This window comes from Bradyrhizobium sp. BTAi1, from assembly GCF_000015165.1.
GTDB lineage: Bacteria > Pseudomonadota > Alphaproteobacteria > Rhizobiales > Xanthobacteraceae > Bradyrhizobium > Bradyrhizobium denitrificans.
Genome location: NC_009485.1, coordinates 345,119 through 368,268 on the forward strand (window position 1 = coordinate 345,119; position 23,150 = coordinate 368,268).

Sequence of the window (23,150 nt, forward strand, 5' to 3'; positions counted from 1 at the left end):
CGATGCGGAGAGCGAGACGATCTCGACGCGCCGAGGTTTCAAACATCACGTTAAATTATGGCGCGAAACCCGCTCGCCTGAGGCGGCGTAACTCGGTCCGACACGACGCAAGAGCAACATCGCTCACCATCGCATCGGTGTCGCAGTCGAACTGATCACGCGGCACTGCCGCCGCCTTCATTAGGGAGCTACCCATGTCCAAGCGCATTGCCTATCTCGCCGCCGCCGCCTTCAGCGCGTTGTCACTGACCTCGACCTTCGTTGCGCCCGCGCGCGCCGAGGAAAAGACCGTGATGGTCGGAGGTGCGGCGATGTATCCGTCGAAGAACATCATCCAGAACGCCGTCAATTCGAAGGATCACACGACGCTGGTCGCCGCCGTGAAGGCTGCGGGCCTCGTGCAGACGCTGGAGGGCAAGGGCCCGTTCACGGTGTTCGCGCCGACCAACACCGCCTTCGGCAAGCTGCCGGCCGGCACCGTCGACACGCTGGTCAAGCCCGAGAACAAGGCAACTCTGACCAAGATCCTCACCTATCACGTCGTGCCCGGCAAGCTCGAGGCCGCCGACCTCAAGGATGGCCAGACTCTGAAGACGGTCGAGGGCGAGCAGCTCACCGTCAAGCGCGAGGGCAAGAACGTCATGATCGTCGACGCCAAGGGCGGAACCTCGATGGTCACGATCCCCAACGTCAATCAGTCGAACGGCGTGATCCATGTGGTCGACACCGTGCTGATGCCGGCCTCCTGATCGCGCCCGGGAATACCGGCCACATCCGTTCATCCTCCTCCTCGCGGATGTGACCACGAGCGAGCCGGGCCCACCCCGGCTCGCTTTTTTGTGAGAGCTTGGACGCAATCTGCATCGATTTGCCGGTTTGCGCCCGTAACGACCAGTCATCAGGTCGCGTATATTCGTCTGGAACCTTTCGACCACCCCCGAACGACCGAGCCTGTCATGTCCAGCATCGCCGCCACCGCAACGACGATCAGCACGTCCCGCACCAAGGTGATCCAGCCGGCCTGGGTCCGCGTCATGCATTGGATCAACGCCGCGGCGATGATCGTCATGATCATGTCGGGCTGGCAGATCTACAACGCTTCGCCGCTGTTCGACTTCCGCTTCGATCGCAGCATCACGCTCGGCGGCTGGCTCGGCGGCGCGCTGCTGTGGCACTTCGCCGCGATGTGGGTGCTGATGCTGAACGGGCTCGCTTATCTCGTCACCGGTCTCGTCACCGGCCGGTTCCGCCGCAAGCTGCTGCCGCTTTCGCCGGCGTCCGTCATCGCCGACCTCAAGGCGGCGCTGACCTTCAAGCTGTCGCATGACGACCTCTCCGCCTATAACGCGGTGCAGAAGCTGCTTTATCTCGGCATCATCCTGGTCGGTATCGTCGTCGTGCTGACGGGCCTGTCGATGTGGAAGCCGGTGCAGCTGCACTGGCTGGTCAGCCTGTTCGGCGACTATCCTGCCGCGCGCTATGTCCATTTCGTCTGCATGGCGCTGATCTGCGCCTTCCTGGTCATTCACATCCTGCTCGCGCTGCTGGTGCCGAAGAGCCTGCGCGCGATGATCACAGGGCGCTGAGAGGAGACATCGTCATGGCCAAACGCCCGTTCCTGATTCCCGGCGTCGACAAGCGGCTCTTGATCAAGGACTCGCTCAAGACGATGCCTGACCTGACCCGACGCCGCTTCCTCACCGGCGGTGCCAGCCTGGGTGCGCTGACCTTGCTGACCGGTTGCGACGTCGTCGACAGCGACACGGCCGAGGAACTCTTGAAGAAGGTCTCCAAGTTCAACGATGCGGTGCAGGCCTGGATGTTCAATCCGGACGCGCTGGCGCCGACCTTCCCGGAGAGCGCGATCACCAAGCCGTTCCCGTTCAACGCCTACTACACGCTCGACGAGGCACCGGAGATCGATGCCGCCGACTGGAAGCTCGATGTGCGCGGCCTCGTCGACAACAAGAAGTCGTGGACGCTCGACGAGTTGCACGCGCTGCCGCAGGTCACGCAGGTGACACGCCACATCTGCGTCGAGGGCTGGAGCGCGATCGGTTCCTGGACCGGCACGCCCTTGCGCGACTTCCTCAAGCTGATCGGTGCCGATACGCGCGCGAAATATGTCTGGTTCAATTGCGCCGACAAGGACGGCTACAACTCGCCGCTGGATATGCGCACCGCGCTGCATCCGCAGACCCAGATGACGTTCAAATTCGCCGACCAGATCCTGCCGCGCGCCTACGGCTACCCGATGAAGATCCGCGTCCCCACCAAGCTCGGCTTCAAGAACCCCAAATACGTGGTCGCGATGGAGGTCACCAACGACTACAAGGGCGGCTACTGGGAGGACCAGGGCTACAATTCGTTCAGCGGGAGTTGACCTCCAGCTGGTCGAGCCCAGATGGTGCTCACGATCTCCGCTGTCGTCCCGGCGAACGCGGGGACGACAGCGTTTATGAGGCGCGGTCCGTGCGCTTCAACTTGCTCTGCATCGCCGCCATCGCGGCGCCGAGCAGCAACAACGCCGCCGACACGTTCAACGCATAAGTCAGGCTCCCCATCGCATCGGTGATCGCGCCGACGCCGAATGGGCCCATCGTCTGGCCGATACCGAATGAGATCGTCAGCGCGGCGATCGCGCGCGGCCAGGCGCTCTGCGGCAGGTTGAAACGCACGAAGGCGGTGGTCGCCGTGGTGACGGTGGAGAACGCGATGCCGAACACGGCGGCCGACAGTGCCAGCATCGCCGGTGAATGGCCGAGCGATGGCAGCGCAGCGCCGATCGCGTTCACCGTGAGGATGAAGGCGGTCGGCCGGCCGCCGCGGTCCAGCGCCAGCACGCGGCGCCAGACCCAGGGCGTGCTGAAGCCGGCAACCCCGATCAGGCACCAGAAGGCGGATTGCGCCACCGCGCCGCCGCCGAGATCGCGGACATAGGCGATCATGAAGGTGAGATAGGCGATGTAGCCGGCACCATACAGGAAGTAGCTGACCAGATAGATCGCCATTGGCCGCAGCGAGACGCGGTCGGCGCGGGTCTCCACCGCCGCTGCGCTCGCCGGGATCGGCATCACGAGCAGCGGCACGATCAGCACCGCGCCGAGCGCCGCCAGCACCGCCCACACGATCCACCACGAGCCGGGCCCGAACGCCTGCAGCACGAACGGTGCGATCAGGCCGGAGACCACGATGCCGAGCGGCGGCCCGGCATAGAACAGGCTGAGCACGAAGCTCGCCCGCGCCGGCTGGGCCAGTGCAACCCGCGCCGCCAGCGCGCCGCCGGCCACGAGCGCCACGCCGGCGCCGATGCCGGTCATGAGCCGCGCCAAGCTGAGCGCCGCGAAGTCGCTCGTCATGGCGCAGACGGCAAGCGACGCCAGCGCTGCCAGCGTTCCGCCGCGCACTGCGGCCAGCCCGCCGACGCGCTGCGCCAGTTGTGCTGCGATCAGGGCGCCGAGCAGATAGCCGGCGGCATTGACGGTGTTCATGAAGCCGGCGGCCGAATACGACCAGTGCAGCGAGTCGCGCATGTCCGGCAGGACCAGCGCATAGGCGAAGCGGCCGATGCCGAGACCGATGATCGGGCCGAGCGAGAGCGTGAGGTTGGTCAACGCCGGGCGGACCGCTGTCGGGACGGATTGGGATGTTGGCAAGAAATGCTCCGGTGCGGCGATGATCGGGCAATTCATGCTGTTTGGCCGCCATTTTCGAGCACATTACAGCGCGGTCTGCAGGTACAGAAGACGGGCGGTGACATTGGTGGCTTGCCAACGGCGCAGGAGGGCTTTAGCACTCCGCGCGGATTTTAAAGCCGCTCTTCGTCATGTCCGGCCGCACGCCGGGCCTCCCGTCCCTGCTCGCAGAGGCGCGGATGGCCGGACGAGACCGGCCATGACAACGACCCACATGAGGACAACGACCATGGCGACCCACAAGCTCCTTCTGCTGCCCGGCGACGGCATCGGCCCCGAAGTCATGGCCGAGGTGAAGCGGCTGATCGGCTGGCTGAACGGCAAGGGTCTCGCGTCGTTCGAGACCGAAGAGGGCCTGGTCGGCGGCGCGGCCTATGACGCCCACGGCGCGTCGATCTCGGAAGCCGACATGGACAAGGCCAAGGCGGCCGACGCGATCATCTTCGGCGCCGTCGGCGGTCCGAAATGGGACGGCGTTCCCTATGAGGTGCGGCCCGAGGCCGGTCTGTTGCGCCTGCGCAAGGATCTCGGCCTGTTCGCCAATCTGCGTCCGGCGGTGTGCTATCCGGCGCTGGCCGATGCCTCGAGCCTGAAGCGCGAGATCGTCGAGGGGCTGGACATCATGATCGTCCGCGAGCTCACCGGCGGCGTCTATTTCGGCGAGCCCAAGACCATCACCGATCTCGGCAACGGCCAGAAGCGCGCCGTCGACACCCAGGTCTACGACACCTATGAGATCGAGCGCATCGCCCGCGTCGCCTTCGACCTCGCGCGCAAGCGCCGCAACAAGGTGACGTCGATGGAGAAGCGCAACGTCATGAAGTCGGGCGTGCTCTGGAACGAGGTCGTCACTGCGGTCCACAATCGCGAGTACAAGGACGTAACGCTCGAACACCAGCTCGCCGATTCCGGCGGCATGAACCTGGTGAAATATCCGAAGATGTTCGACGTCATCGTCACCGACAATCTGTTCGGCGACATGCTGTCGGATATCGCGGCGATGCTGACGGGATCGCTCGGCATGCTGCCCTCGGCCTCGCTCGGCGAGGTCGATGCGAAGACCCACAAGCGCCGCGCGCTGTACGAGCCGGTGCATGGCTCGGCCCCCGACATCGCCGGCAAGGGTCTCGCCAATCCGATCGCGATGCTGACCTCGTTCGGCATGGCGCTGCGCTATTCGTTCGATCTCGGCGCCCTCGCCGACAAGCTCGATGCCGCGATCGCCGCCGTGCTCGCATCAGGCCTGCGCACCGCCGACATCAAGGCCGAAGGTTCGACGCCCGCATCGACCGCGCAGATGGGCGAGGCGATCATCAAGGAGCTGGAGAAGCTCACCGCGTAGTCGGACGCGGATGCTCATCGGAGCCGAGGTCCCGCCGCGCGAACTTTGCGCTCCCCTCCCCGCAAGGGGAGGTGAGCCGTCGCGGCGCATCTGCATAGCTCGAAGCATCGCAGATGCGACTTTGCTGCCATGACGTGATCTGTGGTTGCGATGGGGTGACGATCAAGACCGCTTCCGCGGGCTGATCCACAAAGACGACTCGTCGGGCAAATCAGTGCGGCGCAGTTGCGCGATTGCAGCCAATCATGGGCTCCTACAGACGCACTCATCCGCCAAATCTGCTGCGGCGAAAAACTGATTTCATCCGCGCCTTCAAATGGATCGGACGATCCGTCCATGCCGCGGGCAAGAATCGGCTTTCTCTTTTCCAGAATTCATGGTTTCTCGGGCCATCCCGCTTCGCTTGCAAGGGGCGTTTCGCGATCGTCACGAGGCGTGAGGCGGGGATGCGGTGGCCGCGCGGGCGCGCAGCATGTCCTGACGGACGTGCGGACGAACGAGGCTCTTGCGGACGCGAAGCTGCGTGGTCCTGGCGCCCCGATGCCGGCGCCAAGCCTGTGGGGTGATCATCCCCATGGCGACGGTGGCTATCAAGCCGGACACCGAGGAGAGCGCAGAGTAAGCGTGAGCCCATCGCGCAGGGAGGGCCGGGTCGCGCCGGCTGGACCTGTGGTACCTGCCGCCTGCATTTTCTTTCGCAGGCGGGCCGCAGGCCTCAGCGGAGGCCTGGCCTTCCCTGCGCCCTTGCTTTGGATGAGGGCGGAACGTGCCGGATGACTCGGACGCGACGGCGCCGCGAGAAAGCGCTCGCTTGTTGTCGCGATCGTCATGTCCCGCGCAGGCGGGACATCCAGTACGCCGCGGCCTCTCGGCTCACTCTTCGCCGCCTCTGGACTACTGGATCGCCCGGTCGGGCCGGGCGATGGCAGCGTGAGTTGCTCGAAGATGCTTGAATGACGAGAGAATGCTTGGATCGCCCTCCGAACGCAAAAAGCCGGGCAGAGCCCGGCCTTGGTGATCGGGTGATGCCGCAGCCCTCAGTAGGGGATCGGAATCCGGGTCGGATAGCCGCCGAGATCGGACGGCGCCATCAGCGGTTGGCGATCGATCGGACGGTTGAGGTTCTCGCGGGCGAACGATGGATAGCCGACGGCCGGCGGGAAGGCATAGTCGCTGAACTTGCGGTCACCCGGCAGCACTTCGGTGCCGCCATCGAGCCAGGAGCGCTTGCTGACATACACGCGGGTCCGCGGGCCGGACTGATAGGAATAGTTCGGGCCGTTGCCGGAATAGGCCACGGTGGCGCGGCGCTTGGTCGGGGCGGCATCGGCAGACGTGACGGCAAGACCGGTCGCGGCGATCACCGCCAGGGTCAAGGCCCGGGTTGCGGCAGAAAATTCAATCATCACGTCCTCTTCCTCGCGCCTCAAGCGGCCGGCGCACGCCATGCGCATGATTTGGCCCGCACAATATCTGCGTCGGCTGTGGCATCACAAGGTCATTCCGGCGGCCGGCCGCAAGATAAATTCCCGCTGTGGCGGGAAAGTTGCATCAAAATCCGTCACTTGGCAGCAAGGGCGGCGGCGCCAATGTGGCGCTGTCGCGTGCAGCAACGGGCAGACCCATTCAGACATTCAAAGCGCGCCGCGCAGCCTCGGATTGGCGGTCGACATCACCCAATCGCCGGCGCTGCCGGCCGTCGCGGGCGCGTCGCAACCGCCGCGCCGCGGCTCGGGTCCGGCGAACAATTGGCCCAGCGCGCGGTCCTGTTCAGGTGCGAGCAAGGTCAGCCGGTTGAGCATGCAGCCGACCATCGCGCGCCGCGTCGGCATGGTGACGCCCTGGCAGGACCAGCCGGAGATCCGCAAGGCCGGCTCGGCGATGGTCTTCAGAAAACCGAGGCAGGCGCGGGGGCCTTCGGACGCGCCGGCCGGCCGGATCAGGCTGACCGGCCCGAACCGGCTGTCGATCACCCCGGCGGTCTCCAGGTCGGCGGCGCCGCCTTGGCCCATCCGGATTGCGAGATCGGCGCGGGGGTCACGCCGCGCATCGCGCTCTGGGCCGAATCGATAGACCTCGAGTTCCGCCGCGGGGCGGTCAGCGGGCTCGCCCCAGCGCAGCACGTCCTTGCGGCCGCCCTCGGGATGGGTGAGCACCGTATAGGTGGCCGTCTTGTCGGGCTGGTCGGTCAGACGGAGGGAGAATGCCGGCACCGCCCCGTCGGCCAGCGTCCAGCCGGCCCGGCCGGTGGGCGCGTCGTCGCCGTCGAGATGCTGCCAGCCGGCCACGCCGAGCATGGCGAGCAGCGCCAGAGCCCCCACATAAGCGAACAGGCGCGCCACCGTGCCGCAGACCTCGTCCGCGAAGCTTTCAAGCCCCTGCAGGACGTATGCGGATCGGGAGGCGGTGGCTGTTCTGGCCGAATCGGAATGCATCAAAGGCGAGACATCGTGGTAACGTTGTGTCAGGGACGTTTCTCGCATAGAAGCGCTGCCGCTTCCGTTTCCGCTGATATGCGCGGTCGGCCATTTTTCTTCGGAGAGTGAATGATGGGTTACAAAGTCGCAGTGGTCGGCGCGACCGGCAATGTCGGACGGGAAATGCTCAATATTCTGGATGAGCGCAAATTCCCCGCGGACGAGGTCGTGGCGCTCGCCTCACGCCGCAGCGTCGGCGTCGAAGTGTCCTATGGCGACCGCACGCTGAAGGTCAAAGCGCTCGAGCACTACGATTTTGCCGATGTCGACATCTGCCTGATGTCCGCCGGTGGCACGGTCTCGAAGGAGTGGTCGCCGAAGATCGGCGCCGCCGGTGCGGTCGTGATCGACAATTCGTCGGCCTGGCGCATGGATCCCGACGTGCCGCTGATCGTGCCCGAGGTCAATGCCGATGCCGCCGCGGGCTTCACCAAGAAGCATATCATCGCCAATCCGAACTGCTCGACCGCGCAGCTCGTCGTCGCGCTGAAGCCGCTGCATGACAAGGCCCACATCAAGCGCGTCGTGGTGTCTACCTATCAATCGGTCTCGGGCGCCGGCAAGGACGCGATGGACGAGCTGTTCTCGCAGACCAAGGCCGTCTACACCAATGACGAGCTGGTCAACAAGAAATTCCCCAAGCGCATCGCCTTCAACGTCATCCCGCACATCGACGTCTTCATGGAAGACGGCTTCACCAAGGAAGAGTGGAAGATGATGGCGGAGACCAAGAAGATCCTGGATCCGAAGATCAAGCTGACCGCGACCTGCGTGCGCGTGCCGGTGTTCGTCGGCCACTCCGAGGCGGTCAACGTCGAGTTCGAGCAGCCGATCACCGCGGATGAAGCGCGCGAGATTCTCCGCCGTGCGCCGGGCTGCCTGGTCATCGACAAGCAGGAGCCCGGCGGCTACGCGACGCCCTATGAGGCCGCTGGCGAGGACGCGACCTATATCAGCCGCATCCGCGAGGACGCGACGGTCGAGAACGGCCTCGCCTTCTGGTGCGTGTCGGACAATCTGCGCAAGGGCGCGGCCCTCAACGCCATCCAGATCGCGGAAGTCCTCATCAATCGCAAGTTGATCACGGCCAAGAAGAAGGCCGCCTGAGCGAGGATTTCAGCACGCAGCGGCTTCGGGGTGGGATCGAACGTGGCTGAAAAAACAACGACCGAGCCGACGCGGGTGCAGGCGCCCGTGTCCGGCCAGCATGCGCCGTCGAAGCTGGAGCGCGGGCTCGAGGGCTTCCTGTTCAAGAGCCGCTGGTTGATGGCGCCCTTCTATGTCGGGCTGATCGTCAGCCTCGCCGTGCTCCTGTTCAAATTCGTGCTGCTGCTGTGGGAGAATGTCGTGCATCTTCCCACCGCCAAGGAGAGCGACATCATCCTCGGCGTGCTCAGCCTGATCGATGTCTGCCTGACCGGCAATCTGGTGCTGATCGTGGTGTTCTCAGGCTATGAGAACTTCGTCTCGCGCATCGATCCCGGCGGCCATCCGGACTGGCCGGAATGGATGACCAAGGTCGACTTCGCCGGCCTGAAGCAGAAGCTGCTCGCCTCGATCGTCGCGATCTCGGCGATCCAGCTGCTCAAGGCGTTCATGAATCTCGACGCGGGCTACGACTCGGTCAAGCTCGCCTGGCTGGTCGGCGTGCACATGACCTTCGTCGTCTCGACCGTGATGCTGGCGCTGTCGGATCGCTGGAGCGGCGGGCACTGACGCGGGGCGAATAGGGAGTAGCGAATGGCGAAGAGGGCAGACGAACTACTCGCCACGCCCAATTCGCTATTCGCCACTTCGCGCGCTCTTGAATTCCTTGGTGGCCGTGTCGAGTACGAACAGCGATCCCTCGGCGACACCGAAATAGGCGCCGTGCAGCTGGAGGTCACCGGCCTCGACGCGGCTGCGCACGAACGGAAAGGTCATCAGGTTCTCGAGGCTGCGGAACACCGCGGCCTTCTCGATCCTTGTCACGAAATCCTGGAAGGACTCGTGGTTGCGCTGCTCGACCACCTCGCCCGGCTTGATGAACATCGACATCCAGCGGCCGATGAAATCGCCAGGCGACAGCGGCGCCGCCTTGTCGACGAAGGCGCGGATGCCGCCGCATTGGGCATGGCCGAGGATGACGATGTGCTTCACCTTGAGCACGGTGACGGCATATTCCAGCGCCGCCGACACGCCATGGGCATTGGCATCAGGCTGATAGATCGGCACCAGATTGGCGATGTTCCGGAGCACGAACAATTCCCCCGGACCGACGTCGAAGATCACCTCCGGCGAGACGCGGGAATCGCAGCAGCCGATCACCATCACGTCGGGCGACTGGCCGCGCTCGGACAGCTCCAGATAGCGGCTCTGTTCGGTGGGCAGGCGTTGGGTGGTGAAGGCGCGATAGCCGTCGAGCAGGCGTTGCGGAAACGAGACCATGGACCATGCCTAAACACATGCGGCTGACGGGAACAAGCCTTTCGGGGCGGCCGCCGAAATGGTATCGCGGGCCGCTTCGATAAACCAAGGGAAACGCCGAATGATCCGCCCGCGCCGCAGTCTTCTCTTCATGCCCGGCTCCAATGCACGCGCGCTGGAGAAGGGCCGGAACCTGCCGGCCGACGGGCTGATCCTGGATCTCGAGGATTCCGTGGCGCCCGATGCCAAGGCCGCCGCGCGCGAGCAGATCGCCAAGGCGGTTGCCGCCGACGGTTACGGCAAGCGGGAACTGCTGATCCGCATCAACAGCCTGGACACGGCGTGGTGGGCTGACGACGTCGCGATGGCCGGCCAGGCCGCGACCGACGGCATCCTGGTTCCCAAGGTCTCGACGGTGGAGGATCTGCGCCTGGTGAGCGACCGCCTGGCCGAGGTCGGCGCCGATCCGGCGTTGAAGGTGTGGGCGATGATCGAGACCGCGCGGGCCGTGCTCGATGCCGATCGCCTCGCGGCGACGGTGCACGAGGCGGGCTCGCGGCTGGCGGGCTTCGTGTTCGGCCCGAACGACATCTCGCGCGAGACCCGCATCCGCATGCTGCCGGGTCGCGCGACGATGCTGCCGATGATCAGCCACTGCATCCTGGCGACGCGCGCCCATGGGCTGGAGATTCTGGACGGGCCCTACAGCGATTTCGCCAATACTGACGGCTTCGCGCAGGAATGCATCCAGGCCCGCGACCTCGGCTTCGACGGTAAGACGCTGATTCATCCCGGCCAGATCGATGCCTGCAACGCCATCTTCACGCCGCCGGCCGAGGAGGTCGCGGCCGCGCGCAGGATCATCGCCGCCTTCGAATTGCCGGAAAACGCGTCGCGCGGAGCGATTCAGATCGATGGCCGCATGGTCGAGCGGCTGCATGCCGACATGGCGCGACGGACGATCGCGATCGCGGATGCGATCGCCGCGGTGGGGAAGTAGTTCTCAGATGTGCTTCAGGCTGAGGATGTAGTTGACGAGGTCGCCGCGCTGCTCGGCCGTCAGGACGACGTTGGGCATCGTCGGGTGACTGCTCTGCAGGAACACTTTCAGCGCCAGCTCCGTGGTCGACGGCATGTTGGCGACGGCGACGAAATCAGGCGCCGTCGTGGTCTGGGCCCGGGATCCCCCGGCGTCGATGGCGTGGCAGGAGCTGCACCACGCTTCCGCCAGCTTGCGGCCGGCCTGAACGCTTTCGGTGGCCGGCGTGACGCCGCCGGCATTGTGCAGCCGGATCAGCAGCATCGCGCCGAGCGCGAGCAGGATCGCGGCGCCGACATGGAGCCAGGTGTTGCGGTGCAGCTTTGGCAGGCTCATCGCGTTGCTCCGCTCTCGGGGACGTGAGGTGAGACGCCGTCAGTGCTTCGCGGCGGCGGCGCCCAGGCGGTCGATGGTCGGTGCGTTGAGACAATAGTCCTCGTAATGCGCGGCGGATGTGCCCGCCGCCAGATCGCGATGGCAGCGCGGCTTGTCCTTGCACATGGCGCAAACCCGCTCCATGTCGCGCAACACCAGCGGCTCGGCGCGGCCGAGCGCGGCCTCGTCGATGCCGAGCGCCTTGAGCATTTGCGGCAGCTCGTCGGCGGCGTGCTCGCCGTGCCGGACCAATTCGTCGAGATCCGCCGGCGTGACCTGCAGGTCCATCGCGATGCGCTCGAAATCGTCGCGATCGAGCTGCCTCAGCTCGCTGAGCTCGCGCCGATGCCGGAGCCATTGCGCGAACGTGTCGATCAGGAATTGGACGCGTGGATAGGGCTTCGCTTGGGCGGTCATGGCTCGTCTCCGATGATGGCTGCAATCAATCACCGGGCCGGCGAACCGACGTTGCGTTAGATCAAGCAGGGGGGCGGCCGTGCGGACCGCGCAGGGAGCAGGCGGAGGGCTCAGGCGCCGAAGCGGTCGGCCGCCCAGCCGTACAGGCTGCCGGGCAGCGGGGCTTCGCCGCCGCGGCCCTTGGGCGAGATGTGCAGCCCGATGATGGCCGGGTCGCCGATCAGCCCGGCGAAGTCGGACGGATCGAAGAACGCCTTGGGCTCGGCATGCACCGCATAGAAGCTGCGCTTCGGCAGCGCATGGCGGAGCAAGCCGTGGCGGCGGGCCAGCGCGGTCAGCGCCGCCGGGCCGAAAATGGCGACGCGGATGTCCGACAGGCGGTTCGAGACGCCGCGCAGCCGCCGGAGCGCAAAGGTCAGCCGGTGACGCAGCGACAGCCAGTTCGGCGTCAGCTCCTCCTGCGCCATCAGCGCGTCGAATTCGGCGACGATCGGATCGTTCGGCGGCAGATAGAGCACCGAGTTGCCGAGCTGCCGCGGCCGTTCCCAGGCGAAATAAGGCTTGGCCGGATCGATCTCGACCGGGCGCAGCAGCAGCACGTCGGCGTCGAGCCAGAGTCCGGCGCCTTGCGCCATCAGCCGCATGCGGAAGAAGTCGCTGAACTGCAAGGTGGTCCAGTCGCGCCAGCTGCCGTCGGGCTGCGGCGGCCTGAGACGTTCGGAGAACGCATAAGGCAGGATCGCCTCGGCCTCGGCGTTACCGACGCCATCGGGCAGCCCGGGCAGCGGGTCGAAGCTGTAGACCGTGACCTTGTGACCGGCGGCGAGCTGCGAGCGCAGGCAGGTCTGGCGCAGCCGGTCGAGCGGTCCGCGCCAGAAGGTGACGACCTCGGGCAATACACGCGTCAAATGAGGACCGCTCTCGTGAACCACGCTCGAAACAAAGCCCCGGACAAGGTCCGGGGCCTGTGAACTCTGGTGCTGAGCCCCGTGATCAGGCCCAGGCGCGCTCCGCCAGCTTGGCCTCGTAGCTGTCGATCGAGGCCTTCTTCTCCAGCGTCAGCCCGATATCGTCGAGCCCGTTGAGCAGGCAGTGCTTGCGGAACGGGTCAATGTCGAATTTCACCGTGCCGCCGTCGGGGCCGCGGATTTCCTGGCTCGCAAGGTCGACCGTCAGGGTCGCATTGGCGCCGCGCTCGGCGTCGTCGAACAGCTTGTCGAGATCGGCCTGCGAGACGCGGATCGGCAAGATTCCGTTCTTGAAGCAGTTATTGTAGAAAATGTCGCCGAACGAGGTCGAGATCACGCAGCGGATGCCGAAGTCCAGGAGCGCCCAGGGGGCGTGCTCGCGGCTCGAGCCGCAGCCGAAATTGTCGCCGGCGACGAGGATCTTGGCGTTGCGATAGGCCGGCTGGTTGAGGACGAAATCAGGGTTCTCGCTGCCGTCGTCCTTGTAGCGCTGCTCCGAGAACAGGCCCTTGCCGAGACCGGTGCGCTTGATGGTCTTGAGGTACTGCTTGGGGATGATCATGTCGGTGTCGACATTGATGATCTTCAGCGGCGCAGCGACGCCTTCCAGCGTGGTGAACTTGTCCATCGGGGGCACCTTCGAGAATATCGTTCAGGCTGCTGTTTAGCCCGATTGCCGAGGCGGATAAAGTCAAAATCCCCGGAGAGTCGGCCGCGATCGTCAGTCGACGGAGGCCTCGATCGCGGCCATGTCGTCGTCGGACATTCCGAAATGGTGGCCGATCTCGTGGATCAGGACATGGCGGACGATGTGGCCGAGGCTTTCGTCGTGCTCGGCCCAGTAATCGAGGATCGGGCGCCGATAGAGCCAGATCATGTTGGGCAGGCGTGGCAGGTCGTCATTGCTGCGGAACGGCACCCCGGTGCCCTGGAACAGGCCGAGCAGGTCGAATTCGCTCTCGGCGTCCAACTGGTCGAGCACCTCCTCGGTCGGGAAGTCGTCGACCCGGATGATGACGCCTTCGCACATGGTGCGGAAATGCTCGGGCAGGCGCTCGAACATCTCATGCGCCATGACTTCCATGTCGGCGAGCGAGGGAGCTTTCAAATCTGTCCACATCGCCGCCTTCTAGCCCGGCTTTGATCATGATGCATCCTGGTTTATGTCCTCAGGCGCGGTGGCCGTTGACGCGAGGGGTGAAAACGGCGACCGTCGTGCCGCACGATTTGGGTAGGGGGATGCATGAGCCGGATGTCGATGATGCTCGCTGGAACAGCGCTCGCAGCGGCGTTCCTGATCTCGATCCCGGCCCGGGCGGAGCAGCCGACCGGTGCGCAGTTGCGCTCCATCCCGAGCGGCGCGAGCACGGATGTTTCGGCGCAGCGCCGTCCGCGGCGGGTTCCGATCTATCCCCGCTATGAGGGGCATTGGGAGCCGGACGTGGTGCCGCGCTATAATCCGGGGCCGAATGCGGTCAGGGTGTGCGACGCGACCTATGTCCAAGAGAATCGGCCGAGCGGGACCGTCATCGTCCCCCATATGAGCTGCACATGGCGGCGAGGCTGATCGACGCGCGTGCGGCACGGAGCAGCGGCATAGTCCCCATCGGGCTGTCATGATCTTTCATCTGGCGTGACCTTCTCGACACAGTGCGCGATATGTCGCGCGCTGCGGCGGAACCGCGCGCGGCGATTCGGCATTCTGCTCCGTGCGCAGGTCTTCAGGTCCTATTCACGTCGCTCGTTCGAGATTGATCTGCGTCGTGCCGTGACGGTCGCCATCATTCAGTTGATGAACGAGCGTTCGGTGCCTGACGTGATCTCAGCCGATCCAAGGAGAAGTTCATGACTGTGACGAAGCTGTTGGGCATCGCGGCGATCGGTGCTGTCCTGGCGCTGGCGGCACCGGCCGAACGCGCGCAAGCGCTGTCGCTCATCAATCCGGGCGCCGCGACGGCGGTGCAGCAGGGCACGGTCCAGGAGACCTCTCAGGTGCATTGGCACGGACGCCGCCATTGGCATCCCCGCCGGCACTATTGGCACCCGCGGCGTCACTGGCACCCGCATCGCCATTGGCATCCGCACCGCCACTGGCATCGGCATCACCGGCACTGGTGAGCCTCGCGACCCTGCTTTGCGGGTCATGATCGAAATCAAACAGGCCCGCTTCGCGGGCCTGTAGTTTCATGGCGGGCTGGCGATGGGGTCTGCCATGAATGCACCGCTCGACACGATTCGGCATAATACGACTTGGCACAATAAGACTTGGCTTGGGATCGGCATCGTGACCGTGGCGATGTTGCTTGCAAGCTCTGCCGCAACATCTCCCGTTGTCTCATCACCGGAGAAGCGACAGGCAAGCCGCCAAGCGATGGTCACTGCACTCGATCTCCGCCTGCGGCCTCGTCCCTGCAAACCGGCCGATTGTTGGGTCGAAGCACCGCATTATTACGGTCGTCCGGTGCATTATAGGCCGTCCTATCCACCAGGGCCCGTGGTGCTGTTCACGCCGTTCCTTCACTAAGAACGCCAGCGATCAAGATCGTCGGCGTATCAACGTTGCAGTGCGGTCGGGTCGCTCGCCAAATCCACGCACGAGTAGCACGATGGCCTCAGCGCCGGCTTTGCGATCCGGCGCAAGCTCCTGGTACGCAGCCGACTCTGCCCAGGCGCGAAAATCGTATTCGTCGGGAAACGATATCAGCACAATCTTGTCACCGTCCCAGCGTCCTTCGACCGAGATTGGTGCCTCGTCGGCGGCGGGCAGCCGGACGTTGTAGTTGCGAAAGACGTCGAAGAAGCCGGCGAGGTAACGATCATAGGCGGCGCGATCGATGATCTTGAGTTGCACGACGATGGAGACGCCGATGCAGAGTCTCCCTGCCGCGACGCCACGCCGCAGATGCGCGCGTTACGTGTATCATTCATGCCGCATTCACGTCCCTATCACTACGTTCATGTTGGGGGTGCGCCAATCCACCGATCGGACGACCAGCAAGGGCGCTGCATGGGTCCATCGTTGCACAGCATTCAGGGAGAAGGGACCATGATGAGGATGAAAGACCAGCGTGCTGGTCTTGCTCGTCGCCTCAGTCTTGCGGCGGCAGCTTTGTTCCTACTGGCGGGCGCATCCAGTCGGCCTGCGCTTGCGATGTCGCCGGTCAGTCCCGGTGTCGGGTCGAGGGCGCAAGCGCCGTCCGACGCACTGACCATCCAGGTGCGTGGCCCTGGCGGTCATGGTGGAGGCGGCGGCTTTCACGGCGGCGGCGGATTTCACGGTGGTGGCGGCTTCCATGGCGGTGGCGGGTTCCACGGTGGCGGCGGTGGCTTCCACGCTGGTCCCGCCTTCCACGGCGGCGGGGCCATGTTCAGAGGTGGTGGAGGCCCTGCTTTCCATGGGGGCCACGCCTTCGGAGGCGGCGGACCGCGTCCTGTGTTCCATGGCGGTGGCCCGGTGTTTCATGGCGGCGGCGGTCCACGGCCGATCTTCCATGGCGGCGGCTATCATCATCATCCGCACTATGCCTACCGGCCGTACTTCCACCACCATCGGCGGCACTTCTACGGCTATCGCAGTTACTATTATCCGACCTACACGACCGGCTATTATTATCCCTACCGTCGCTGCCGCGTTGTCTGGACCCATTACGGACCACGCCGCATCTGCCACTACCGGCATTGGCGGGGACATCATTGGCGGCACCATCACCGCTGGCACCATCGTCATCACCGCCACCACTGGCGCTATTACTGACGAGGCCGAGAGCTCGAGCACGACATGGAAGGACGCCCAACGGCGTCCTTCTGTCGTTTGAGCGCGCCCGATCCGGTGCGGTGGTCAGAGCCAGTCCTTGAACTGCCAGTTCTTCACCGTCAGCTTCCACGGCACCAGCGTCTCCAGTCGCCATTTGGCAAAGCGTCCTGGCGGCCAGTTGGACAGCCGACGCTCGTCCTTCGGTGCCTCGGGCTTGGCAATGATCTTGGCTGGCGGCGTCCGCCGGCGCTGCCGCGTTGCGTCGCGGATGAGGTCAACGAATTCCGGCTTGTCGGCCATGGCAGGCTCCTCGGCACGTTCCTCTGCAGACGCCGCGCGTCCGGCGGTAGCATCATGCATGCGGAAGCTTAAGGAGCCCTTGCCGGGCGGGGTCGACATTGAGTCAAAATGAAAGCGCGATGGCTCGGGGCCATCGCGCGTGGTCGCAGATCGGTCGCCGAGCAGCTCTGCTGCGTCGGCGTATCAGGGCTTCAGCGCCAGTCGCGCACGTCGACGAAGTGGCCGGCGATCGCGGCCGCTGCGGCCATCGCAGGCGACACCAAATGGGTGCGGCCCTTGAAGCCCTGGCGACCCTCGAAATTGCGATTCGAGGTCGAGGCGCAACGCTCTTCCGGCGTCAGCTTGTCCGGGTTCATGGCGAGGCACATCGAGCAGCCCGGCTCGCGCCATTCGAAGCCGGCCTTGATGAAGATCTTGTCGAGACCCTCAGCCTCGGCCTGCTCCTTGACGATGCCCGAGCCCGGCACGACCATCGCGTTGACGTGAGCACTGACGGTCTTGCCCTCGGCGATCTTGGCGGCGGCGCGCAGATCCTCGATGCGGCCATTGGTGCAGGAGCCGATGAAGACGCGGTCGAGCTTGATGTCGGTGATTTTCGTGCCGGCGGTCAGGCCCATATATTTCAACGCGCGGTGCTTGGAGATGCGCTTGGCCTCATCGGCGATCTTGTCCGGATCCGGCACCACGCCGGTCACCGAGATCACGTCTTCGGGCGAGGTGCCCCAGGTCACGATCGGCGGCAGCTTGGCGGCATCGAGCCGGATCTCGTGGTCGAAATGCGCGCCGTCGTCGGAGCGCAGCGTCTCCCAGTAGCGCATCGCCGCATCCCAGGCCGCGCCCTTTGGCGCCTTGGGACGGCCGCGCAGGAAGTCGTAGGCCTTCTCGTCCGGCGCAACCAGGCCGGCGCGGGCGCCGCCCTCGATCGACATGTTGCAGACGGTCATGCGGCCCTCCATCGACAGCGCACGGATCGCCTCGCCGGCGTATTCGAGCACGTAGCCGGTGCCGCCCGCGGTGCCGATCTCGCCGATGATGGCGAGGATGATGTCCTTGCCTGTCACGCCGTCCGGCAGCTTGCCGTCGACGGTGACGCGCATGTTCTTGGCCTTCTTCTGGATCAGCGTCTGCGTCGCCAGCACGTGCTCGACCTCGGAAGTGCCGATGCCGTGCGCCAGCGCGCCGAACGCGCCATGCGTCGAGGTGTGACTGTCACCGCACACGATCGTGGTACCGGGCAGCGTAAAACCCTGCTCGGGGCCGATGACGTGGACGATGCCCTGGCGGCGGTCGAACTCGTTGTAATATTCGATGCCGAATTCGCGGGCGTTCTCGGCCAGCGTCTTGATCTGCTCGATGCTCTCCGGATCCGGATTGGGCTTGGAGCGATCGGTGGTCGGCACGTTGTGGTCGACGACGGCGAGCGTCTTCTCCGGCGCATGCACCTTGCGTCCGGTCATGCGCAGGCCCTCGAACGCCTGCGGCGAGGTCACCTCGTGCACCAGGTGACGGTCGATGTAGAGCAGGCAGGTGCCGTCCTCGGCTTCGTGCACCAGATGGTCGTTCCAGATCTTGTCGTACAGCGTGGTCGGTTTCGACATGAGCGAATGCTCCCGGGAATGAAGGTTTGAATCAGGACGCGTGACGGGCACGCGTGAACGATCGGGACTGAGGCGCTGCGACTTACAGCGCGCGCCTAAGCTCCGATGTCGCCGAGGTGGCGAAGCGTCCGAAGAACCGCCCGGGCAGCCGGCGGCGATCGTCGATGACGACGCGGCGGCAGGCCATGCTGGTGCGATCTAGAACCATTTCAGGGCGATATATAGCACGCACGGCGCGGAGTGCGAGATGCGTTTGTGGCCGCTGTCATGGCGAGCGAAGCGAAGCAATCCAGAGTCCTTGCTCGGCCCTGGATTGCTTCGCTTCGCTCGCCATGACGACGTGGCGAAACAAAAAAGCGCGGGACCGGCCCGCGCTCTTCGTCAATCCAAAGGTGGCGACGATTACTCGTTGACGGCGGCCTGCTGGCGGTCCTGCTTCTCGACGATGCGGGCCGACTTGCCGCGCAGCTGGCGCAGGTAATACAGCTTGGCGCGACGCACCTTGCCGCGGCGCACGACCTTGATCGAGTCGATCATCGGGGAGAGGATCGGGAACACGCGCTCCACGCCCTCGCCATAGGAGATCTTGCGCACCGTGAAGCTCTCGTTGATGCCGCCGCCGGAGCGGCCGATGCAGACGCCCTCATAGGCCTGCACGCGGGTGCGGTCGCCTTCGACCACCTTCACGTTGACGATCACGGTGTCGCCGGGTCCGAACTCCGGAATGGTCTTGTTGGCGGACAGCTTATCGAACTGCTCTTTTTCGAGCTGCTGAATCAGGTTCACGGGTAAATCTCCATCGGCGGCGCGCCCAGCCGGGTCACGCGGGCTGCGCTTGTTCCTGCCGTCACTTGCGGAATTGGGCGCTCCTATAAGCCAAAGCGCGAGGCTTGTCACCCGTCTGTCGTGCTTTTTGGCGCTTTTTGGCCGGTCCTGCTTTGTTCTCGGGTCTGCCATTCGGCCCAGAGATCCGGCCGGCGTGCTTGCGTCAGCGCCTCGGACTGCGACCGCCGCCAGGCGGCGACCTTGGCGTGATCGCCCGAGGTGAGTACATCCGGAATGGTCCGGCCCTCGAACAGCTGCGGGCGGGTGTATTGCGGGTATTCGAGTAGGCCGTCCGAGAAGCTCTCATCGGTGCCCGATTCGAGCTTGCCCATCACGCCCGGCAGCAGCCGTACGCAGGCATCGATCAGCACCAGCGCCGCGATCTCGCCGCCCGACAGCACATAGTCGCCGATCGAGACCTCGATGAGCTCCCGGGCATCGATGACGCGCTGGTCGATGCCTTCGAACCGGCCGCACACGATCAACGGCCCTGGGCCGGCCGCGAGGTCGCGGACCGCGGCCTGGGTCAATGGCCGACCGCGCGGGCTCATCAGCAGCCGCGGCCGCTCCGGCGCGACGTCCGCCGCGTCGATCGCTGCCGCCAGCACGTCGGCGCGCAGCACCATCCCGGGCCCACCGCCGGCCGGCGTGTCATCGACGCTGCGATGCTTGTCGGTGGCCGACGCCCGGATGTCGCGCGCCTCCAGCGACCAGATGCCGCCCGTCAGCGCGCGGCCGGCCAGGCTGACGCCTAGCGGCCCGGGAAACATCTCGGGAAACAAGGTCAGCACGGTGGCGCGCCAGGGTGCGGCAGGTGAAGCGGTCATGATGCTCTGTTACGGCACCGGAGCGGTGAGATCGAGCCCCCGATCAATGCGGCGCTGTCATCTCCCACGGCTGCGGCTCCACCACCAGCGCCGATCCGGGACCCATAACGCGTGATGTTAGGAGGAGGCACGTGGCCTGTCCCGCACAAGCAAATCAGCCGCGGTGGCTATGGATCCCCGCTTTCGCGGGGATGACGAGCTGAGTTTGAGGCGGCAGCATCGCCCTCTGGTGAACCTGCATTGTCAGACGAGTCTTGATCCTCGCCCTCGATCTCCGCGGGCAGTTCGATGATCACCCGCCCGCCGGCGAGATCCACCGTCGGCACCACAGCATTTGTGAACGGCAGCATCAGCGTGCTGCCGGAGGGCGGGGCGATCTCGATGATGTCGCCGGCGCCGAAATTATGGATCGCGAGCACACGGCCGAGCGGTGCGCCCGCCGTCGTCTCTGCAGCCAGGCCGATCAGGTCGGCATGGTAGTATTCGTCGTCATCGGTCTCCGGCAGGCGGTCGCGCGGCACATAGAGCTCGAGCCCGTTGAGCCGCTCGGCCGCATTGCGGTCGGTGACGCCTTTGATCGTTGCGACGAGATGATCCTTGGCCTCGCGCGCCTTGGCGACCTCGAAAGATCGGCTGCCGTCCTTGGTCGTGAGCGGGCCGTAATGCAGCACGGCCAGCGGATCCTCGGTGAAGGTCCACAGGCGAACCTCGCCGCGCACGCCGTGCGCGGCGCCGATTTTGGCAACGCAGATGAGCTTGGACATCAGAAGGCCTCGTCCTTCAAGACGCGTGCAACGGCGCGCGCCTCACGACGAGGAGCCACGTCCTCATGCTGAGGAACACGGCGTAAGCTGTGCGTCTCGAAGCATGAGGCCATCAGCGTCAAGGGACCTTAGCCCTTGGCGGCGGCTTCGGCCTGCGCCTTGCGCTCCTTGCGTGGCACGGCCTTGATCGGGTTCTGACGGGCTTCGCGCTTCTTGACGCCGGCGGCATCGAGGAAGCGGGCGACGCGGTCGGACGGCTGCGCGCCCTTGGCGAGCCAGCCCTTCACCTTCTCCATGTCGAGCTTGAGGCGCGCCTCGTTGTCCTTCGGCATCAGCGGATTGAAATAGCCGAGACGCTCGATGAAGCGGCCGTCACGCGGGAAGCGCGAGTCGGCGACGACGACATGATAGACCGGGCGCTTCTTGGTGCCGGCACGGGCGAGACGGATGACGACGGACATGTAGGTTCTCCTTTAGGTCGATGTATCGATGTGAAGTTGGATGGAAGTCGTCATTGCGAGCGAAGCGAAGCAATCCAGAGCGGCATGCGCGACTCTGGATTGCTTCGTCGCTTCGCTCCTCGCAATGACGAGAGTGACGTCATTTCTTTTTCCCCGGAGGCAGGCCAAGGCCCGGCAGCGTCGGCTTGCCGCTGAGGCCGGTGAGGCCCGGCAGATTGGGCAAACCGCCGCGCAGGCCGGCGGGAAGATCCTTCGGCAGGTTCGGCAGACCGCCGGGCATGCCACCCGGCATCTTTTCCGCGAGCGCCTTGAGCTGCTCGGGCGAGGGCATGCCGCCACCGCCGCCAAACCCCATCGCCTGGGCGATGCCGGCCAGCGGGCCGCGCTTGCCGGAGCCCATGGCCTTCATCACGTCGGCCATGTTCCGGTGCATCTTGAGCAGCTTGTTGACGTGCTCGACGCTCTGGCCGGAGCCGGCGGCGATGCGCTTCTTGCGGCTGGCCTTGAGCAGGTCGGGATGCTTGCGCTCCTCTCGGGTCATCGAATCGATGATCGCGACCTGGCGCTTGAGGATCTTGTCGTCGATCCCGGCGGCCGCGATCTGGTTCTTCATCTTGGAGATGCCGGGCATCATGCCCATCAGCCCGCTGATGCCGCCCATCTGCGCCATCTGCAGGAGCTGCTCGCGCATGTCGTTGAGGTCGAACTGACCCTTGCGCATCTTCTCGGCGGCGCGGGCGGCCTTTTCGGCGTCGATGTTCGCCGCGGCCTTCTCGACCAGCGAGACGATGTCGCCCATGCCGAGGATGCGGCCGGCGATACGCGAAGGATAGAAATCCTCCAGCGCATCGGTCTTTTCGCCGGTGCCGAGCAGCTTGATCGGCTTGCCGGTGACGGCACGCATCGACAGCGCGGCGCCGCCGCGGCCGTCGCCGTCGATCCGGGTCAGCGCGATACCGGTGAGGCCGACGCGCTGGTCGAACGCGCGGGCGAGATTGACGGCGTCCTGGCCGGTCAGAGAGTCCGCGACCAGCAGCACCTCGTGCGGGTTGGCGACCGCCTTGATCTCGGCGGCCTCCTTCATCATGTCCTCGTCCAGCGTGGTGCGGCCGGCGGTGTCGAGCAGCACGACGTCGTAGCCGCCGAGCTTGGCAGCCTCGATGGCGCGGCGCGCGATCTGCGGCGGCATCTGGCCGGCGACGATCGGCAAGGTCGGGATGTCCAGGTCGCGGCCGAGCACCGCGAGCTGCTCCATGGCGGCCGGACGGTAGACGTCGAGCGAGGCCATCAGCACCTTGCGCTTGTCGCGCTGGACCATGCGGCGCGCGAGCTTTGCGGTGGTGGTGGTCTTGCCGGAGCCCTGCAGGCCGACCATCATGATCGGCACCGGCGGCACGGCGTTGAGGTCGATGGTCTGGCCGTCGTCGCCGAGCGTCTTGACCAGCTCGTCATGGACGATCTTGACGACCATCTGGCCAGGGGTCACCGACTTGACGACGGTGGCGCCGATCGCCTGCTCGCGCACGCGCTCGGTGAAGCTGCGGACAACTTCCAGCGCGACGTCCGCCTCGAGCAGGGCCCGGCGGACCTCGCGCATCGCGGCGTCGACATCGGCTTCCGAGAGCGAACCACGCCCCGTCAGCCGATCGAGAATGCCGCCAAGCCTTTCCGACAGATTGTCGAACAATGCCGTTATCCCTGTTGCTGCCTCGCCCTGAGGAGCAGGCAAAGCCTGCGTCTCGAAGGGCGGCCACATCGTCGGCCCCATCCTTCGAGACGCCGCATTCGCGGCTCCTCAGGATGAGGGTCGTCCAAACACATTTGCGCCCGAGGGCGCATAGCGCTGTCGGGCGTTGACCTCCGGCCTCCAGGGCCGGGCGGTGGCTCGAAAAGACGAAACTT

The 23,150-nt window shown here is 65.4% G+C and carries 27 protein-coding genes; 10 read left to right on the forward strand and 17 right to left on the reverse strand.

Going from position 1 to position 23,150, the window contains the following annotated elements:
• Nucleotides 1–194: 194 nt before the first annotated feature.
• From BBTA_RS01625 to BBTA_RS01635, 3 genes are all read left to right on the forward strand, one after another.
• Nucleotides 195–749, forward strand: coding sequence for a fasciclin domain-containing protein (locus BBTA_RS01625; protein ID WP_012040682.1), 555 nt, complete (start codon nt 195–197; stop codon nt 747–749).
• 207 nt (nt 750–956) lie between these two features.
• Entirely contained in the window at nt 957–1,586 is a 630-nt protein-coding gene (locus BBTA_RS01630; RefSeq protein WP_012040683.1) for a cytochrome b/b6 domain-containing protein, read from the forward strand.
• Nucleotides 1,587–1,600: 14 nt separating this feature from the next.
• Nucleotides 1,601–2,383, forward strand: coding sequence for a molybdopterin-dependent oxidoreductase (locus BBTA_RS01635; RefSeq protein ID WP_012040684.1), 783 nt, complete (start codon nt 1,601–1,603; stop codon nt 2,381–2,383).
• A gap of 73 nt (nt 2,384–2,456) precedes the next feature.
• Here BBTA_RS01635 and BBTA_RS01640 read toward each other — a convergent pair whose 3' ends face one another.
• Nucleotides 2,457–3,656: a YbfB/YjiJ family MFS transporter gene (locus BBTA_RS01640; protein WP_012040685.1), complete on the reverse strand. Its 1,200-nt coding sequence runs from the start codon at nt 3,654–3,656 to the stop codon at nt 2,457–2,459.
• A gap of 268 nt (nt 3,657–3,924) precedes the next feature.
• Here BBTA_RS01640 and leuB point away from each other — a divergent pair, with 268 nt between their 5' ends.
• Nucleotides 3,925–5,037, forward strand: a complete 1,113-nt coding sequence (gene leuB / locus BBTA_RS01645; protein ID WP_012040686.1) for a 3-isopropylmalate dehydrogenase — start codon at nt 3,925–3,927, stop codon at nt 5,035–5,037.
• Between the two features lie 1,037 nt (nt 5,038–6,074).
• On the opposite strand, the gene BBTA_RS01650 is transcribed toward leuB, so the two are convergent.
• Entirely contained in the window at nt 6,075–6,443 is a 369-nt protein-coding gene (locus BBTA_RS01650; RefSeq protein WP_012040687.1) for a hypothetical protein, read from the reverse strand.
• A 228-nt stretch (nt 6,444–6,671) separates the two neighbouring features.
• On the reverse strand, nt 6,672–7,472 hold the full coding sequence (locus BBTA_RS01655; RefSeq protein ID WP_012040688.1) for a hypothetical protein: 801 nt from the start codon (nt 7,470–7,472) through the stop codon (nt 6,672–6,674).
• Between the two features lie 114 nt (nt 7,473–7,586).
• On the opposite strand from BBTA_RS01655, the gene BBTA_RS01660 reads away from it, so the two are divergent.
• Both BBTA_RS01660 and BBTA_RS01665 read left to right on the forward strand, forming a co-directional pair.
• Entirely contained in the window at nt 7,587–8,621 is a 1,035-nt protein-coding gene (locus BBTA_RS01660; protein ID WP_012040689.1) for an aspartate-semialdehyde dehydrogenase, read from the forward strand.
• Nucleotides 8,622–8,663: 42 nt separating this feature from the next.
• On the forward strand, nt 8,664–9,230 hold the full coding sequence (locus BBTA_RS01665) for a TIGR00645 family protein (protein WP_012040690.1): 567 nt from the start codon (nt 8,664–8,666) through the stop codon (nt 9,228–9,230).
• A gap of 66 nt (nt 9,231–9,296) precedes the next feature.
• Here the strand turns inward: BBTA_RS01665 and BBTA_RS01670 are convergent, their stop codons facing one another.
• A complete protein-coding gene (locus BBTA_RS01670; protein ID WP_012040691.1) occupies nt 9,297–9,941 on the reverse strand; it encodes a carbonic anhydrase in 645 nt (214 codons plus the stop codon).
• Between the two features lie 100 nt (nt 9,942–10,041).
• On the opposite strand from BBTA_RS01670, the gene BBTA_RS01675 reads away from it, so the two are divergent.
• Nucleotides 10,042–10,920 carry a CoA ester lyase gene (locus BBTA_RS01675; protein WP_012040692.1) on the forward strand — a complete coding sequence of 293 codons (879 nt, stop codon included), beginning with the start codon at nt 10,042–10,044 and terminating at the stop codon, nt 10,918–10,920.
• A gap of 3 nt (nt 10,921–10,923) precedes the next feature.
• Here the strand turns inward: BBTA_RS01675 and BBTA_RS01680 are convergent, their stop codons facing one another.
• From BBTA_RS01680 to BBTA_RS01700, 5 genes are all read right to left on the reverse strand, one after another.
• The gene (locus BBTA_RS01680) at nt 10,924–11,295 is read right to left on the reverse strand and encodes a cytochrome c (RefSeq protein WP_012040693.1); all 372 of its coding nucleotides are present in this window, start codon (nt 11,293–11,295) and stop codon (nt 10,924–10,926) included.
• A 39-nt stretch (nt 11,296–11,334) separates the two neighbouring features.
• The gene (locus BBTA_RS01685; protein WP_012040694.1) at nt 11,335–11,751 is read right to left on the reverse strand and encodes a DUF6455 family protein; all 417 of its coding nucleotides are present in this window, start codon (nt 11,749–11,751) and stop codon (nt 11,335–11,337) included.
• A 110-nt stretch (nt 11,752–11,861) separates the two neighbouring features.
• Nucleotides 11,862–12,659 (reverse strand): hypothetical protein, encoded by a 798-nt coding sequence (locus tag BBTA_RS01690; protein ID WP_012040695.1) that lies wholly within the window; start codon nt 12,657–12,659, stop codon nt 11,862–11,864.
• A gap of 85 nt (nt 12,660–12,744) precedes the next feature.
• Entirely contained in the window at nt 12,745–13,347 is a 603-nt protein-coding gene (gene leuD, locus BBTA_RS01695; RefSeq protein WP_012040696.1) for a 3-isopropylmalate dehydratase small subunit, read from the reverse strand.
• Between the two features lie 93 nt (nt 13,348–13,440).
• Nucleotides 13,441–13,839, reverse strand: coding sequence for a metallopeptidase family protein (locus BBTA_RS01700; protein ID WP_041750257.1), 399 nt, complete (start codon nt 13,837–13,839; stop codon nt 13,441–13,443).
• Nucleotides 13,840–13,980: 141 nt separating this feature from the next.
• Between BBTA_RS01700 and BBTA_RS01705 the strand changes: the two genes are divergently transcribed.
• Both BBTA_RS01705 and BBTA_RS01710 read left to right on the forward strand, forming a co-directional pair.
• Nucleotides 13,981–14,286 carry a hypothetical protein gene (locus BBTA_RS01705; RefSeq protein ID WP_012040698.1) on the forward strand — a complete coding sequence of 102 codons (306 nt, stop codon included), beginning with the start codon at nt 13,981–13,983 and terminating at the stop codon, nt 14,284–14,286.
• A 278-nt stretch (nt 14,287–14,564) separates the two neighbouring features.
• Nucleotides 14,565–14,837, forward strand: a complete 273-nt coding sequence (locus BBTA_RS01710) for a hypothetical protein (RefSeq protein WP_012040699.1) — start codon at nt 14,565–14,567, stop codon at nt 14,835–14,837.
• Nucleotides 14,838–15,255: 418 nt separating this feature from the next.
• Here the strand turns inward: BBTA_RS01710 and BBTA_RS01715 are convergent, their stop codons facing one another.
• Nucleotides 15,256–15,570 carry a DUF1330 domain-containing protein gene (locus BBTA_RS01715; protein WP_012040701.1) on the reverse strand — a complete coding sequence of 105 codons (315 nt, stop codon included), beginning with the start codon at nt 15,568–15,570 and terminating at the stop codon, nt 15,256–15,258.
• A 195-nt stretch (nt 15,571–15,765) separates the two neighbouring features.
• Here BBTA_RS01715 and BBTA_RS40600 point away from each other — a divergent pair, with 195 nt between their 5' ends.
• Nucleotides 15,766–16,473: a hypothetical protein gene (locus tag BBTA_RS40600; RefSeq protein WP_012040702.1), complete on the forward strand. Its 708-nt coding sequence runs from the start codon at nt 15,766–15,768 to the stop codon at nt 16,471–16,473.
• 84 nt (nt 16,474–16,557) lie between these two features.
• Here BBTA_RS40600 and BBTA_RS01725 read toward each other — a convergent pair whose 3' ends face one another.
• From BBTA_RS01725 to ffh, 7 genes are all read right to left on the reverse strand, one after another.
• A complete protein-coding gene (locus BBTA_RS01725) occupies nt 16,558–16,773 on the reverse strand; it encodes a hypothetical protein (protein ID WP_012040703.1) in 216 nt (71 codons plus the stop codon).
• Between the two features lie 191 nt (nt 16,774–16,964).
• Nucleotides 16,965–18,371: a 3-isopropylmalate dehydratase large subunit gene (gene leuC / locus BBTA_RS01730; RefSeq protein WP_012040704.1), complete on the reverse strand. Its 1,407-nt coding sequence runs from the start codon at nt 18,369–18,371 to the stop codon at nt 16,965–16,967.
• Nucleotides 18,372–18,773: 402 nt separating this feature from the next.
• Complete coding sequence (gene rplS, locus BBTA_RS01735; protein WP_012040705.1) at nt 18,774–19,157, reverse strand: 50S ribosomal protein L19; 384 nt, start codon at nt 19,155–19,157, stop codon at nt 18,774–18,776.
• A gap of 107 nt (nt 19,158–19,264) precedes the next feature.
• Complete coding sequence (gene trmD / locus BBTA_RS01740) at nt 19,265–20,023, reverse strand: tRNA (guanosine(37)-N1)-methyltransferase TrmD (protein ID WP_012040706.1); 759 nt, start codon at nt 20,021–20,023, stop codon at nt 19,265–19,267.
• 167 nt (nt 20,024–20,190) lie between these two features.
• Nucleotides 20,191–20,787, reverse strand: coding sequence for a ribosome maturation factor RimM (gene rimM / locus BBTA_RS01745; RefSeq protein WP_012040707.1), 597 nt, complete (start codon nt 20,785–20,787; stop codon nt 20,191–20,193).
• Nucleotides 20,788–20,915: 128 nt separating this feature from the next.
• Nucleotides 20,916–21,248, reverse strand: coding sequence for a 30S ribosomal protein S16 (rpsP, locus tag BBTA_RS01750; RefSeq protein WP_008964221.1), 333 nt, complete (start codon nt 21,246–21,248; stop codon nt 20,916–20,918).
• Between the two features lie 139 nt (nt 21,249–21,387).
• Nucleotides 21,388–22,935: a signal recognition particle protein gene (ffh, locus tag BBTA_RS01755; protein ID WP_012040708.1), complete on the reverse strand. Its 1,548-nt coding sequence runs from the start codon at nt 22,933–22,935 to the stop codon at nt 21,388–21,390.
• Nucleotides 22,936–23,150: the final 215 nt, after the last annotated feature.